The 15,004-nt window shown below is 74.6% G+C and carries 12 protein-coding genes, 1 pseudogene and 1 riboswitch; of the genes and pseudogenes, 3 read left to right on the forward strand and 10 right to left on the reverse strand.

What is annotated here, in order from left to right; genetic code table 11:
- Window positions 1-102: 102 nt before the first annotated feature.
- A complete protein-coding gene (gene holA, locus PKE99_RS05700; protein WP_037043417.1) occupies window positions 103-1,071 on the reverse strand; it encodes a DNA polymerase III subunit delta in 969 nt (322 codons plus the stop codon).
- Between the two features lie 228 nt (window positions 1,072-1,299).
- Window positions 1,300-1,444, forward strand: a riboswitch (SAM riboswitch).
- Between the two features lie 6 nt (window positions 1,445-1,450).
- On the opposite strand from holA, the gene thrC reads away from it, so the two are divergent.
- Entirely contained in the window at window positions 1,451-2,716 is a 1,266-nt protein-coding gene (gene thrC, locus PKE99_RS05705) for a threonine synthase (RefSeq protein ID WP_037043414.1), read from the forward strand.
- A gap of 366 nt (window positions 2,717-3,082) precedes the next feature.
- Here thrC and PKE99_RS05710 read toward each other — a convergent pair.
- From PKE99_RS05710 to PKE99_RS05750, 9 genes and pseudogenes are all read right to left on the reverse strand, one after another.
- A pseudogene (locus PKE99_RS05710) lies at window positions 3,083-5,194 on the reverse strand (ComEC/Rec2 family competence protein); the annotation flags it as partial.
- On the reverse strand, window positions 5,191-6,126 hold the full coding sequence (locus tag PKE99_RS05715) for a ComEA family DNA-binding protein (RefSeq protein ID WP_081923967.1): 936 nt from the start codon (window positions 6,124-6,126) through the stop codon (window positions 5,191-5,193). The pseudogene PKE99_RS05710 and the gene PKE99_RS05715, both read right to left, overlap by 4 nt.
- Before the next feature lie 1,590 nt (window positions 6,127-7,716).
- The gene (locus PKE99_RS05720) at window positions 7,717-8,562 is read right to left on the reverse strand and encodes a DegV family protein (protein ID WP_037043909.1); all 846 of its coding nucleotides are present in this window, start codon (window positions 8,560-8,562) and stop codon (window positions 7,717-7,719) included.
- A gap of 576 nt (window positions 8,563-9,138) precedes the next feature.
- A complete protein-coding gene (gene octT, locus PKE99_RS05725; protein WP_425566454.1) occupies window positions 9,139-9,954 on the reverse strand; it encodes a diglucosylglycerate octanoyltransferase in 816 nt (271 codons plus the stop codon).
- A gap of 40 nt (window positions 9,955-9,994) precedes the next feature.
- Window positions 9,995-10,621, reverse strand: coding sequence for a histidine phosphatase family protein (locus PKE99_RS05730; protein WP_037043409.1), 627 nt, complete (start codon window positions 10,619-10,621; stop codon window positions 9,995-9,997).
- Window positions 10,618-11,004 (reverse strand): ribosome silencing factor, encoded by a 387-nt coding sequence (gene rsfS, locus PKE99_RS05735; RefSeq protein ID WP_037043406.1) that lies wholly within the window; start codon window positions 11,002-11,004, stop codon window positions 10,618-10,620. Before rsfS ends, PKE99_RS05730 begins: the two co-directional genes overlap by 4 nt.
- Window positions 11,005-11,078: 74 nt before the next feature.
- Window positions 11,079-11,693 (reverse strand): nicotinate-nucleotide adenylyltransferase, encoded by a 615-nt coding sequence (nadD, locus tag PKE99_RS05740; protein ID WP_037043405.1) that lies wholly within the window; start codon window positions 11,691-11,693, stop codon window positions 11,079-11,081.
- Between the two features lie 49 nt (window positions 11,694-11,742).
- Window positions 11,743-12,354, reverse strand: a complete 612-nt coding sequence (locus PKE99_RS05745) for a TetR/AcrR family transcriptional regulator (RefSeq protein WP_037043403.1) — start codon at window positions 12,352-12,354, stop codon at window positions 11,743-11,745.
- A gap of 80 nt (window positions 12,355-12,434) precedes the next feature.
- Window positions 12,435-13,061: an alpha-ketoglutarate-dependent dioxygenase AlkB gene (locus PKE99_RS05750; RefSeq protein WP_037043400.1), complete on the reverse strand. Its 627-nt coding sequence runs from the start codon at window positions 13,059-13,061 to the stop codon at window positions 12,435-12,437.
- A 165-nt stretch (window positions 13,062-13,226) separates the two neighbouring features.
- Here PKE99_RS05750 and PKE99_RS05755 point away from each other — a divergent pair, with 165 nt between their 5' ends.
- Window positions 13,227-14,156 carry an ABC transporter substrate-binding protein gene (locus tag PKE99_RS05755; protein ID WP_037043398.1) on the forward strand — a complete coding sequence of 310 codons (930 nt, stop codon included), beginning with the start codon at window positions 13,227-13,229 and terminating at the stop codon, window positions 14,154-14,156.
- Window positions 14,153-14,980 (forward strand): siderophore-interacting protein, encoded by an 828-nt coding sequence (locus PKE99_RS05760; RefSeq protein ID WP_037043394.1) that lies wholly within the window; start codon window positions 14,153-14,155, stop codon window positions 14,978-14,980. Before PKE99_RS05755 ends, PKE99_RS05760 begins: the two co-directional genes overlap by 4 nt.
- Window positions 14,981-15,004: the final 24 nt, after the last annotated feature.

Genomic DNA, 15,004 nt, shown 5'->3' on the forward strand with positions numbered 1-15,004 from the left:
GTCAGGACTCCATCACGCGGTGGAGGGCGTACCTGTGGGCGTTGTGGCTCCGTGACGCGTCGGAGAGGCGCTGCTCGGCGCTTTCTGGCTCGCTGCCGCGGGTCAGCCGGTGCCGCGGGCGTCGACGACCGCGAGGACCGCGCGCTCCAGGGCGTAGGCGGGGTCGGCGGCCGCACCCTTGACGTCCGCGTTGACCTGCGCGGTCGCGGCGATGGCGGTCGCGAGGCCCGCCGGTCGCCAGGCCCGCACCTGCCCCTGCGCCTTGCGGATCTTCCAGGGCGGCATGCCGAGACTGCCCGCCAGGCGGTTGGGGTCGCCCCGGCCGGCCGCGCCGACCTTGGCGAGGGTGCGCACGGCGTCGGCCAGCGCGTCGGCCACCAGGACCGGCGCGACGCCCAGCACGAGCGCCCAGCGCAACGCCTCCAGCGCACCCGCCCGGTCCCCCGCGACCGCCTTGTCCGCCACCGCGAAGCCCGACGACTCGGCGCGTCCGCGGTGGTACCGGCGCACGGCCTGGCCGTCGACCTGCCCGCCCGTGTCGGAGACCAGCTGGTTCGTGGCCGAGGCCAGCTCCCGCAGGTCCGACCCGACCGCCTCGAGCAGCACGCTCACGGCCTCGGCGGTGATCGACCCGCCGGCCCGCCGCACTTCGGCGCGCACGAAGTCGGCGCGCTCCTCGGCCCGGGTCAGCCGGTCGCACTTGGTGACCGCCGCGCCGGCCTTCCGCAGGTCGTCGGCCAGCTGCTTGCCGCGGGCCCCGCCTGCGTGCACCGCGACCAGCACGATCCCGTCGGCCGGCTCGGCCACGTAGGCCATGATCGCGGCGACCAGGTCCTTGCCCGCCTCGTGGGCCCCCTGGATCACCACGACCCGGCCCTCCGCGAACAGCGAGGGGCTCAGGTACCCGACCAGCTCGCCCGGGGTGAGCTCGGCAGGACGGAACCGGCGGATGTCGGCCTCGGGGTCGACCGCCCGGGCGGCGCGGAGGATCTCGCTCACGGCCCGCTCGACCAGCAGCTCCTCCTCGCCGACGATGAGCTGCACGGGAGCGGGCGGCTTCGTGGCCGGCATGGGCCGGGCTCCTCTCGCACGCGTCGCGCGGTGCCGCGCACCGGGGCCCGGGCGTGCCGGGCCCGCGGGTCATCGTCGCGCACGGCACCGACAGTCCGTGACACGGCTCCCAGATGGTGAGTGCGGCTGGCCGGGACCGGGGCCGGTGCCGTAACGTGCATGTCATCCGGATCAATCCGGACGCCGCGCTCGCTCCGCGCACGAAGCCCGCTCGGCACAATCGCATATGGCTCATCCAGAGGGGCAGAGGGAACGGCCCGACGAAGCCCCGGCAACCGGCGTCGAACGACGATCCGCGCAGCGCACCGCTCGGTGCGCGCACGTCGACGGACCAGGTGCCAATTCCGGCCCGCGCCAGCGGGACAGATGAGGAGATCTGATGACTCTCACTGCAGACACGCCTGCCAGCACCACCCTCGACCTCGGCTCCGCGCGCGCCCTGTCCTGTCGCGAGTGTGGCCACCAGACGCCGCTCGCCGCGGAGTTCGCGTGTCCGCAGTGCTTCGGCCCGCTCGAGATCGCCTACGACTTCCCGCAGGTCACGCGGGAGTCGATCGAGTCCGGCCCCAAGTCGATCTGGCGCTACAAGGACCTCCTCCCCGTCCCGGCGGACGTTCAGTCCTTCCCGAACACCGAGCCCGGCTTCACCCGCCTGATCCAGGCCGACCGGCTCGCCGCCGAGCTCGGGGTCCGCAAGCTCTGGGTGAAGGACGACACCGGCAACCCCACCCACTCCTTCAAGGACCGGGTCGTGGCCGTCGCCCTCGCCGCCGCCCGCGAGCTGGGCTTCTCCGTCCTCTGCTGCCCGTCCACCGGCAACCTGGCCAACGCCGTCGCCGCGGCGGCCGCCCGCGCCGGCTGGGACTCGGTCGTGCTGATCCCCTCCTCGCTCGAGCAGGCGAAGATCACCACCACCGCGGTCTACGGCGGCACCCTGCTCGCCGTCGACGGCAACTACGACGACGTGAACCGCCTCGCCACCGAGCTCGCCGCGGAGCACGAGGAGTGGGCGTTCGTGAACGTGAACGTCCGCCCGTACTACGCCGAGGGCTCGAAGACCCTGGGCTACGAGGTCGCCGAGCAGCTCGGCTGGCGCCTGCCCGACCAGATCGTCGTCCCGGTCGCCTCCGGCTCGCAGCTGACCAAGGTCGACAAGGGCTTTGGCGAGTTCGTCAAGCTCGGGCTCGTCGACGAGAAGCCCTACAAGATCTTCGGTGCCCAGGCCACCGGCTGCTCGCCCGTCGCCTCGGCGTTCGAGGAGGGCCACGACTTCATCCAGCCCGTCCGACCGGACACCATCGCCCGCTCGCTGGCGATCGGCAACCCCGCCGACGGCCCCTACGTCCTCGACTCCGTGCGCCGCACCGGCGGTGCCGTCGGCCACGTCACCGACGAGGAGGTCGTCGAGGGCATCCGGCTGCTCGCCCGCACCGAGGGTGTGTTCGCCGAGACCGCCGGCGGCGTCACCGTGGCGACCGCGAAGAAGCTGATCGAGGCCGGCAAGATCGACCCCGACGCCGAAACCGTCCTGCTGATCACCGGCGACGGGCTCAAGACCCTCGACGCCGTGTCCGCCCACGCCCGTCCGACCGCGACGGTTCCGTCGACCAGCAAGGCCGTCCGCGAGGCGCTCGAGGGCCGCTGACCCGACACGCCAGGACCCCGACCGGGCCCGGAGGAAGCGTTCCTCCGGGCCCGTCGTCGTCCCCGATGCCCGGCGCCGGGTGCGGCGACCCGCACGGGAGCGACGCGGGGCCGGGAGCGGGTCCCCGCGGGCGACCAGCTGGTCGTCGCGCGTGAAGGCCACGTCGCCCGACTGGTCCGTGCGCCGCACGACGGCCCCCGACGCCTCCAGGAGGTCCAGCAGGCCCGGGTTCGGGTGCCGGTAGGAGTTGCCCGCACCCACGCTGACCAGGGCGACCCGAGGCGCGACGGCCCGCAGGAAGTCCGGATTGGTCGAGCGGGAGCCGTGGTGGGGCACCTTGAGCACCTCCGCCCGCAGGTCCGCGCCGCTGTGCAGGAGGTCGGCCTGGGCGTCGAGCTCGACGTCGCCGGTCAGCAGGATCCGGCCGGCCGGTGTGGTCGCCCGGAGGACGACGGACGTGTTGTTCACGGCGGTTCCGTCCTCGCCGTCGACGTACTCCGGCGCGCGGTCCGGTGCCAGGACGTCGAGCGTGAGGGCGGGCCATGCGAGGCGACGACCCGCGGTCAGCTCGAGCACCGGCGCGCCGGCGCCCGCCGCCTGCTGCGCGATCCGCCGCAGGGCCCCGGCCGGCTCGTGCGCCGGCCCCAGGGCGACCCCGCCGGCCGCCCGGCCGCGCAGCGCCCCCGCGAGGCCGCCCATGTGGTCGGCGTGCAGGTGCGTGACCACCACGAGCGCCAGCGCGTCGACGCCGAGTCGGCGCAGACAGGCATCCGTGGGGCCGTCGTCCGGACCGACGTCGACGAGGACCGCCTGGCCCGGAACGCCCGTGGCGAGGACGAGCGCATCGCCCTGGCCGACGTCGCAGGCGACCACGACCCAGTCCGGGGGCGGCCAGCCGGGGCGGATCACGCGGGTGGGCACCAGGACCAGCGCCAGCCCGACCACGACCGCGAGGACGAGCAGCCGGGAGCGGCGGAACCGGAGGAGCACCACCAGCACCAGCAGCACACCGGTCAGCAGGAGCGCGCCACCCACGCCGGCCGGCCAGGGCAGGACTGCTCCGGGGATCGCCGCGGCGCGGTCGGCCACCAGCACGAGCCACGCCACCGCCGGCCCGGCGAGCCATGCGCATACGGTGGCCAGGCCGGGTGCCAGCGGGGAGACCACGGCGGCGAGCACGCCCAGGACCGTCGCCGGCGCGACCGCCGGCACCACGAGCAGGTTCGCCAGCACGGTCACGAGGCTGAGCTGGCCGCTCAGACCGGCGATCAGCGGAGCCGTGGCGACGCACGCGGCCGCCGGGACCGCGAGCATCTCGGCGGCACCCTGCGGCACACCACGCCGCTGCAGTGCCGCGGACCAGCCCGGCGCGACCAGGACGAGGGCTGCCGTCGCGAGGACGGACAGGGCGAAGCCGAGGTCGACCGCGAGCGCCGGATCGACGACCAGCAGCACCAGCACGGCCGCGGCCACGGCCGGAACCGCTGAGCGGCCCCGTCCGAGCGCGAGCGCCAGCAGCACGATGCCGCCCATGACCGCGGCCCGTACGACACTGGGTGAGGGCCGGGCGAGCACCACGAAGCCGACCACGGCGGCCCCGGCCAGCACCGCGGATAGGCGGGGATCGGCCCGGAACAGGCGGAGCAGGCCGAGCACGGCCCCGCCGACGATCGCGAGGTTCGCACCGGAGACCGCGGTGAGGTGGGTGAGACCCGCGGCCCGGAAGTCCTCCTCCACCTCGGTCGACTGCTCGCGGGTGTCGCCGACCGCGAGGCCGGGCAGCAGGCCCGCCGAGTCCTCCGGCAGCACGTCGGCGGCCCGCCGCAGGCCGTCGCGGAGTGCTCCGGCCGCGGTCTGCCACCACGGCGGCGGGCCAACGGCCGTCGGGGATCCGCGCACCCGCAGCACCGCGATGGTGAGGTCGGCCCGCTGAGCAGGGAGGAGCAGGCCCTCGGCAGTGACCGTCTGGCCCGGGAGGAGGCCGCTCCACCCCTCGGCGGGCGCCAGCAGCAGGACGCGACCGCCCGACCGCCACTCCCCCGCACCGACCGTCGCGGTCTCCAGCTCGGCCTCGACCAGCATCCGGTCCGCTCCGAAGTCCGCGCCGTAGGCGGGGCCGCGCAGGGGCCGTGGGTCGTCGGTCAGCGTGACCCGCAGGACGGCGGCCGATCCGCGCTCGGCGGCGGCGCGCAGCGGGTGGTCGTGGACGTGGAGGGCGTGCAGGCCTGCGAGCAGCCCCACGGCCAGGGCGCACCCGGAGGCGGCGAGCATGGCGTGCCGGGTGCGGCCCGGTGCTCGACGAGTCGTCGTGATGAGCGTGGCCAGGGCGACAGTGGAGGCGACCAGCGCGGCGAGCGGTCCTGCGAGTACCGCGCAGAGCACGGCCGCCCATGCGGCGAGGGCCGCCGGGACCAGGCGCAGGTCCGGCCGGGCCCGTGGTTCCTCGGCGACCGCCCGGCGCTCCTCGGGGGTCCTCATACGGTCACCAGCTCCCGGAGCTGGGCGAAGCGGCGCTCGCCGATGCCCTCCACCTCGCGCAGCTGGTCGACGCGGGCGAAGCGGCCGTTGCGGGTGCGCCAGTCGACGATGCGTTGCGCGGTCACCGGCCCGACGCCCGGCAGCGCGTCCAGCTGCTCGACGGTCGCGTGGTTGAGGTCGATCTTCCCGGCGGGCCCCACACTGGCGGCGTCACCGCCGGTCGGTGCGGGACCGGACGCGGCACCGCCGGCGTCCGCTGCGGCCGGGACGCCGACCGCCACCTGCTCGCCGTCGGCGACACGGCGCGCGAGGTTGAGAGTCGCGAGGTCGGTACCGGGCACCGCACCACCGGCGGCCTCGAGCACGTCGGCCACGCGAGAGCCGTCCGGAACACGGACGAGACCCGGACGACGGACCTTCCCCGACACACTGACGACGAGCTCGGTCGGCGCTGCCGTGGGCGGAGCGGAGGTGACGGGGCTCGACTCGACCGCAGTGTTCAGCGAGACCGCGGGCAGCGGGGGCACCTGCTCCGCGCGGGGTCGTGCGCTCCAGACCCCGACGGCCGCCACCACGGCCGCCACGGCCGCGACCAGGACCAACGCGAGTGCTCCCGCGCGGCCGGGGTCGAGTCGGGAGCTGCGCCACGCAGCGGGTACCCAGCGCGAGGCGACGCGGGTGAGCCGGCTCGGCCGGCTGCCGGGATTCCGCGACCCCTGCTCCTCGTCGGCGTAGTCGTCGGAGTACTCGTCGGCCGACTCGTGGTGGTCGTCCGCCGGCTCGTCGACCTCGGCGAGCAGGGCGGCGAAGTGCGGGTTGCCGGACGCGTAGCGGAATGGCTCGTCGCGAATCTGGTCGGCTGTCCCGCCGGGAGTCAGGGGCAGCGGGAGGGTGGGTGGATCGTCGGCGACGAGGTCGGGGTTCAGAGGCATGGCCGGCCGGAAGACCTGAGGAAGTGGGCGGTGGCGAGGGACCTGCGCAGGCGGGGTTCTCGGTGCCGGGATCTCCTCGCCGCCCCGCTCCGTCGCCGGGTAGGGGCGGCCCACGGGTGTCCCGAGCACCGCGGACAGCCGCGCCGCGGATCGGGTGTTCGGGGAGCTCCGTGCCACGCCCGCGACGCTAGGGCCGCCGACACCCCTTTCCCGGACGACTGCGTCAGCTGTGGACGGAGAGGGCGGGGTGGGGACAACGCCATCCACACGGACCTCAGGAGCGCCGCCTCTGTCGGGGGTGTCGGGCAGGATGGGGCGGGATGCGTCGGCGCCGAGGTCGGGTCTGGTGAGGTACGGCTCAGGCAGACGAGCCCGGGTGCAGTGCCTGGGCACAACATCGCCGGCTGCGTTCCGCACCGAAGATCGCTGGTGGCGGTACTTGACGGCCGCCCGTGGCCGTCAGGCGTCACAGGTCATGATCATGTTGAATTGCGCGGCCGTCACGGGCGGTCCTTGGCGCCGGCCGTCACACGAGATCGCCGGTCGCGGCACATCCCGGCCACTCCTGGCCGCCAGGCACCGCAGGAGGTGATCATGCACGCGGGCGGCACAGCGACTCGGATCTCGGTGCTCCGAGCCGCTCCCCCGAGATCGCCAGTCCGTCATGTCCCGGCACTATTGGCGGCCAGACACCGCAAGTGGTGATCATGATGGTGACCGGCGCGACAGCCCGGATCTCGGTGCTCTGGGCCGCTCCCTAGATCGCCGGTCGCGTCACATCCCGGCCACCACCAGCCTCCAAGTACCGCAGACGGTGATCATGGTGGCTCGGCGGAAGCGCGAGCGGGCTTCCACGCCGGATGTCGCACAAGATCGGCAGTGCCGACCCGTCGCGGCTGCCGGAGCCGCGGTCATGGTCCACGAGTGGCGATCATGTTCCGTCGCAGCCAGGAGCCCGACATCGGGCAAGGGCAGGGCTCAAGATCGGCGATAGCGCTATTACACGGCTGCCGGAGCCGCCGTCATGGTCCGCAAGCAGCGATCATGCGCCGTCGCGGTGAGGGAGCCCGGGCTTCGGGCACGGAGAGTGCTCAAGATCGGCATTAGCGCTACTACACGGCCGCGGGAGCCGCCGTCATGGTCCACAAACAACGATCATGCTGTGTCGCCGCGTCTGCAAGATCGGCGTCAGCGCTACTACACGGCTGCGGGAGGCACCGCCATGGTCCGCAAAGGGCGATCATGCTGCGTCGCGGCGTCATGGAGACCCAGCTTCGGGGCGGAGCCTCGCCCAAGATCGCCGGTAGTGGTTCATGGCTCTGCCCGTCGCGCCTGATGCGCCGCTGACGGTGATCATGCGGCAGCGCCGTCACCCGCAGTGGCGTCGCCGCAGACCGGATCAATCGGCCGCCTGCACATGATCGGCGGTTGCGGTGCGACGCGGCCACCCCTGGCCGCCATGCACCGCGGGCAAATGACCATGTGACCGCGGAGGGCACGGACCGGCCTACGCATGGTCGCTCGAATCAGCAGCTGCGGTCCGCCGCAGCCGCCAGGTACCGCGACCGGCGATCGTGGACGCGGAGCCGCCTACGCTCGTGGCACCACCACGACCCCCAGGGCGCCGTTGCCGACGTGGGCGCCGATGACGGCGCTGATCTCGGAGACCACGGGGCGGGGGGAGGCGGGGAGGCGTTCGGCGAGGCGGTCCGCGAGCTCCTCGGCACGCTCGGGGACGCCGAGGTGGTGCACCGCGAGATCGGCCTCGGCGCCGGCGGCGGCGACCGCGTGCTCGACGAGCCGCTGGGTGGCGCGGGCGGAGGTGCGGACCTTCTCCAGGGCGGTGATGCGGCCGTCGACCAGGTGGAGCAGCGGCTTGACGGCGAGGACGGTGCCCAGCACCGCGGCCGCCGTCCCGATCCGGCCGCCGCGGCGGAGCCGGTCGAGCTCGTCCACGCAGAAGATCACCCGGCACCGGGCGGCCACGGCCGCGGCGGCGGCCTCGACGTCGGCCGGGTCCGCGCCCTCGGCGGCGGCGCGGTCGGCGGCGAGGACCGCGAACCCCAGGCCCATGCCCAACGCCCGCGAGTCGACGACCCGGACCCGGCCCGGGTCGACCTCCTCGGCGGCGAGCCGCGCCGCGTCCCACGTGCCCGACAGCTCACGGGACAGGTGCACGGAGACGACCGCGGACGCCCCCGCCGCGAGCAGGTCGCGGTAGGTCTCGGCGAACGCCTCCGGGGTGGGGCGCGAGGTCTGGACGTCCAGCCTGCGGTCGGCGATCGCCGCGCTCAGCTCGCCCGGGCCGATGTCGACGCCGTCGCGCACCACGCGGTCGCCCAGCCGCACCTCGAGGGGCACGACGCGCACGGCTCCGGCCAGCGAGGACGGCAGGTCGGCGGTCGAGTCGGTCACCACCGCGACGCGGCCCGCCACCTCCTCGGCGCCGGCCCGGCCCGCTGCGTCCGCAGGCGCCTCGGCGCCGTCGGGCGCGGTGTCCTCCGCGCCCTCGGGGTCGGTCGCGCGGTCGGCTCGCTCGGTCACCGCTGCGGACCGCGGGTCGAGTGCGGAATCGGGCACGGGGCCGAACCTAGAACCTCTCCAGTCGATCTCCAACCGGCTGCGCCGGTCGACGTCGCCGGCCGCTCACGACCCGCCGGGCCGCTCGCCGCCCACAGGATCGATCGCCCCTCGCGAAGCCGACCGCACCTGCGACGCCGATCGCCCGCAGGGCCGACCGCCGTCTGCGGAGCCGATCGCCGCCCGCAGAGTCGATCGCCACATGCACAGTCGATCGTCGCTGACGGGGCGGATCACGTTACACAGCAGAGCACGCTCGGCGGAGCCGATCGTCGAGCCCGCTCGCGCCCGCAGACCCGATCACGAGCGGAGAAGCGAAAAACGAGGACGGAAGCCGATTACGAGACAGAAGCCGACCACGAGCACAGAAGCCGACCACGAGCGGAACGGCCGAGTTCCCGCTCACGGGCGGCAGGCCGCCTTCCCCGCCGATCACGCCTCCACAGACGCAGGACCAGGCGCGCCGACGACGGTCTCCCCCAGCTCACGAGATCCCACGGAACCGTGTACCCGAGCGAGCTCTCCCCGCACCAGCTCGGCGAGCGTCTCCCCCACCCGCCGGTGCGCCTCCCAGCCCCAGTGCATCCCGTCGGGGTTGCCGCGTCCGCCCAGGACGTGCCCGGCGACCAGGGTGGGCGCGTCGAGCACCCGCACCCCGTGCGCGTCGGCCCAGATCCGGGTGGCCCGCTCGGCCGCCGCCCGCCCGGCGTGCACCCCGCCGTAGACCGCGGCCCGGTGCACCGAGGGCAGCATCGCGACGACCGGGAGCCCGGGCCGCAGCGCCGTCACGGCGGCACGGCACCGTTCCAGGTACGACACCGTGAGCCGCGGGGGCAACGCCACCGGCCCACCGCCGGGCAGCGCCGCGAACGCGCGCGACAGCCACGGCTGGGCGCGTAGGTATCCGTCCCGCACCCGCGCGCGGACGGAGGCGGGCCGCAGGACCGGGATCAGTTCCCGCAGCGACGTGGGCAGGGGCGAGGGCAGTGCGTCCATCCCGCCCACCCCGAGCACCAGCGCATCGATCCGCGGCATCGCCGCCCACACCCGCGGGTCGTGGGTCAGCGCGTGCCAGGCGTGCCGCGCCGTCCAGCCGATCCCGGCGACGAGCTCGACCCGCCCGCCGAGCGCGGCCGCGGCGACCTGCGGCCAGATCCGCGGGTGGTCGGCGGGTTCGGCCCGCTCGGGGCCGTGGAAGGCGAGCGAGTCGCCGAGGACCAGCAGCGTCGAACGGGATGGGCGGATCACCCCGTGTCCGGAGGCGCTCCGGCTCGGGGCCAATGGGTCCTCAGGAGGTGACACCGATGTTGTACCCGGACAGCCGCCAGCGCGGGTGGTCCGCGCGCCGCGCGACGACCGCCCACTTGCAGTTGCCCATGCCGCCGATGATCGGCCAGACGGTCTCGGGCAGGTCCAGCAGCCCGGAGACCAGGCCGCCGATCATCCCGCCGTGCGCCACGATCAGCAGGGACTGCGAGCCGGGCTCCTCGGCCAGGTCGACGTCGATCTCCTCGACGACCGGCAGCGACCGCCGGACGACGTCGACGCGGGACTCCCCGCCCGGCGGCGTCCAGCGCGGATCGCCGCGCCATTCCGCGATCTGCCCCGGGTAGTCGACCTCGACCTCGTCGACGCGGCGGCCCTGCCACTCCCCCAGGTGCGTCTCACGCAGCCGCTTGTCGAGCTTGACCGGCAGCCCGAGGACGTCGGCGATGGTGTTCGCGGTGTCGACGGCGCGGGTCAGGTCTGAGCTGACGACACGGTCGAAGGGCATGGCGCCGAGCACCGGGGCGGCCCGCAGCGCCTGCTCGCGGCCCTCCTCGGTGAGCTGGGAGTCGATGTGGCCCTGCATGCGGCCGGCGACGTTGTAGTCCGTCTGCCCGTGCCGCAGCAGCACGACCCGCCGGAGAGTCACTCCGACTCCTCGGCCGGGGTGGTGCGGGCCTCGGGGAAGTCGAGGGCCGGGCAGTCCTTCCACAGCCGGTCCAGCCCGTAGAACCCGCGCTCGTCCGTGTGCTGGACGTGCACGACGACGTCCGTGTAGTCCAGCAGGACCCACCGGCCCTCGCGGGTGCCCTCGCGGCGGGTCGGCTTCACGCCGTGCTCGCGGAGCTTCTCCTCCACCCCGTCGACGATTGCCTGGACCTGCCGCTCGTTGGGCGCCGAGGCGAGGACGAAGCAGTCGGTGATCACGAGCTGCCCCGACACGTCGAGCACGACGATGTCCTGGGCGAGCTTGTCCGCGGCGGCGGCCACCGCCACCCGGGCGATCTCCACCGCCTCTGCCGTTGCCGCCACGCGGCCTCCCTCCGCGACGGCCGGACCTCGGCCTCGCAGCCCCAGTGTCGCAGGCCGCGCCGGGTGGGTCCGGTTCAGGCCGGGATACCGGTTCCCGCGGGCGCGTCCGGGGTGTAGAGCCGGCGCTTCGAGATGTACTGGACCACCCCGTCGGGCACGAGATACCAGACCGGCCGGCCGGCGGCGACGCGGTCGCGGCAGTCCGTCGACGAGATGGCCATGGCCGGCACCTCGACGAGCGTGACGGCTCCCTTGGGCAGGTGCGCGTCGGCCAGCTCGTAGCCGGGACGGGTCACGCCGACGAAGTGCGCCAGCGTGAACAGCTCCTCGACCTTGTGCCAGGACAGGATCTGGGAGAGGGCGTCGGCACCGGTGATGAAGTACAGCTCGGCGTCGGGCACCGCGGCGTGGATGTCCGCCAGGGTGTCGGCGGTGTAGGTCGGGCCGCCGCGGTCGATGTCCACCCGGCTCGTCATGAACCGCGGGTTCGACGCCGTGGCGATCACCGTCATCAGGTACCGGTCCTCGGGCGGGCTCACCGCCCTCGCCGACTTCTGCCACGGCTGCCCCGTCGGCACGAACAGGACCTCGTCGAGCGCGAACCGGTCGGCGACCTCGCTGGCCGCCACCAGGTGGCCGTGGTGGACGGGGTCGAACGTCCCGCCCATCACCCCGATCTTGCGCTGCATCGCGGCAGGATATCCCGCCCCGGAGGCCCGGAACGGACACACCGCCGTCTCACCCGGCGGGCTGAGCAGCGGCGACCCGGCCGCGGGCCCGCTCGCACCGCTCTGCGAAGGCGGCGGCCGAGGCGGAGTGGGCTTCGGCGACCTCCGCCCCGTCACCCGTGCTGAGCAGGTCGAACTGCAGGCCGCGCCAGAGGGCGACGATCTCGCGCGCGATCGTGCCGGCCTCCGGGTCCGGCACGCCCTCGGCCCGCAGCCGCCCCGCGACGAGGTTGGTCCAGTCGTGCCCGACCCGCGCCAGGAAGTCGTCGAACCGGCCCGGCTGGTGCAGCGCCACGCCGTAGACCTCGAAGAACAGCCGGTGGAACGGGTGGTTCTCGCGGGCGGCGATCCCGGTCCACACGGCGTCGAGGCGCTCGCGGAGCGGGCCGGTGCCGTCGAGCGCGGAGAGGGCGGCCGCGAAGGTCGGGAACCGCAGCGAGGCCGCCATCAGCGCCTGCGCGATCAGCTGTTCCTTGGACGCGAAGTAGTACAGCAGCATCCGGTTGTTGGTGCCGATGGCCGCGCCGAGCCGGCGCAGCGTCAGCTCCGCGATGCCGTGCTCGAGGACGTAGTCCGCGATCAGGCCGAGCAGCCGGTCCCGCTCGGACTCCGGTGCCGCCATGGCGTCACCGTACCGACCGAGGGGCGGCCCGGACCCGCCAGCAGGGAAGGCCTCGGCACGGCCGAGGACGTACGGACGGATCAGGGGCGCCCCTCGTAGGCGTGGCGGAACTGCACGCTGATCCGGGCGGAGGCCGACCGCACCTTCGGCACGCTGTGCTGCCACGTGCGCTGGCAGGTCCCGCCCATCACCAGCAGGTCGCCGGGCCCGGGGAGGAACCCGACGGACGCGCCGCCGCCGTGCGGCCGCAGCCGGAAGGGCCGCACCCCGCCCAACGAGACCAACCCGACGAGCGCGGTGTCCATCTCCCTGGCCACCCGGTCCCCGTGCCACGCCACGCTGTCCGCCCCGTCGCGGTACAGGTTGGCCCCGACCTGCGTGAACTCCTCGCCGTAGCGCTCGCTCAACAGGCGCGCGGCCTCGGCGAACACCGGTTCCGGGAGACCCTGGTCGACGGTCCACCGGTGCGTGAGCCGCGGTTCGGGCAGTACCCGTTCGTACATCCGGATGTCCCGCTGTGCCCACGGCGTGCTCCGCAGCAAACGCGCGAACAGCTCGTCCGCCCCGCGCAGCCACCCGGGGACGAGGTCCACCCAGGCGCCGGAGCCCAGCTCGTGCCGGACCAGCCCGTGGAAGTCCGGGTCGACCTCGACGGCCGGGGCGCCCTCGTCGAACAACGACGGCTGCCACACCAGGTCCACTCCCATGAGTGCGACGCTACCCCTTCTCGAACATCAGTTCGAGATTTTCGATCGGAGTCCCCGCAGCCGGCAGCCGTCTTCGACCTGGCGGTTTCGGGCCCACGTCACATTCCGGACGCCGAGAGACAGGTTAGCCTTCCCTCTGCTCGCCGCCGAGAACTTGGAGCCCCGATGCCCCCACGCCGTGCCCGCCGCCTGCTCCCGACCGCCGTCGCGGTCGTCGGGGTGCTCCTCCTGTCGGCCTGCGGCGGCGACGCCGGCGGCGGCGAGCCGACGGCGGCGCCGCGCATCGTGGCGCACGCGCACGGCGAGACGCAGGTGCCGGCCGACCCGCAGCGGATCGTCGTGCTGGAGCCCGTGCAGCTCGACACCGCCGTCGCTCTCGGGCGCGTGCCGGTCGGGGCCGCCGTCCTGAGCACCGCCGCCGGCGTCCCGGCCTATCTGGGTGAGGAGGCGAAGGCGGTCGATCCGGTCGGGACCGTCGCCGAGCCGTCCCTCGAGAAGATCGCGGCGCTGGAGCCGGACCTGATCCTCGGCACCGAGTCCCGGCACCGCGAGCTCTACCCGCAGCTCGCCACGATCGCTCCCACCGTGTTCATGGCCAGCCAGGCCGACCCGTGGCAGGACAACGTCCGGTTCGTCGGGCGGGCGCTCGGCGCGGAGGACGCGGCGCAGGGCCTGCTCGACCGGTACCACCAGCGGTGCGACGAGGTGGCGGCCACGCACCGCACGGCCGGCCGGACCGCCCAGCTCATCCGGCCCCGCGAGGGGGTGCTCACCCTCTACGGCCCCACCTCCTTCGCCGGCAGCACGCTCGAGTGCGCCGGCTTCACGACGCCGCCGCGGGACTGGGAGAACTCGATCTCGGTGGACCTGTCCCCGGAGCTCGTCCTGGAGGCCCGGGCCGATCTCGTGCTGGTCACCGCGACCAGGGCCGGCGACGAGACGGTCGTCCCGCCCGCGGTGGCGGCGGTGCGGACCGAGTCCTTCCCGAACCTGCACGTGGTGGACCAGTCCTTCTGGATCACCGGCGTCGGGCCCCGGGGCGGACTGGCCGTGCTCGACGACCTCGAGCGCATCCTGGCCGGACGCGCCGCATGACGCGGTCGTTCGACACCTCGCCGAACGTCCTGTTCGACACCCGGGTCGCCGGCGTCGACCGGCTCTCGCCGGGCTTCGTGCGCCTCACTCTGCACGGTCCCCAGCTGGCCCACTTCGTCGCGCACGGTCCCGACCAGCGGATCAAGCTCCTCGTCCCGCAGGGCGACTACCCCGCCGCGTTCGGGCCCCGGACCGAGCCGCTGCCGGAGCGGGACTGGCGTGCGATCTGGCGGAGCCTGCCCGACGCCGGGCGGCCCGCGCTGCGCAGCTACACGCCCACCGCGGTGCGGTGGGCGCAGCGCGAGATCGACGTCGACGTCTTCGTGCACGCCCGGCCGGGCCCCGCCAGCCGGTGGGCCGGCGCGGCCCGGCCCGGCGAACGCCTGCTGGTCTCCGGTCCGGACGTGCGGCGGGGCCGGCCCGGCCACGGCGTCCAGTGGCAGCCGGGCGCGGCCACCTCCGTGCTGGTCGCCGCCGACGAGGCCGCACTGCCCGCCCTCCGCGGCATCCTCGCCTCCCTCGGCGCGGGAGTCGGCGGCACGACGCTCGTCGAGGTGGGTGATCCGGCCGACGCCGCCGGCCTGCCCGCGCCACCCGGTGTCGTGACCACCCTGTGCGCGCGCGGGGGCCTGCTCGCCGCCGTCGAGGAGTGGGTAAGCGTCCGGGGCGCCGCCGCCGCAGCGCTGGGCGGGGAGTTCTACGCCTGGGCCGCGACCGAGAGCTCCCGCGTCGCCCGGGTCCGCACCCTGCTCGCCGGGGCCGGGATCGCGGCGAACCGGATCCACACCCAGGGCTACTGGCACGACCGCCGCCGCGCGGGGTAGTCCGAAGGCAGTCCAGCACCCGAA

Origin of the sequence: Pseudonocardia halophobica, from assembly GCF_027922425.1 — a bacterium.
GTDB lineage: Bacteria > Actinomycetota > Actinomycetes > Mycobacteriales > Pseudonocardiaceae > Pseudonocardia > Pseudonocardia halophobica.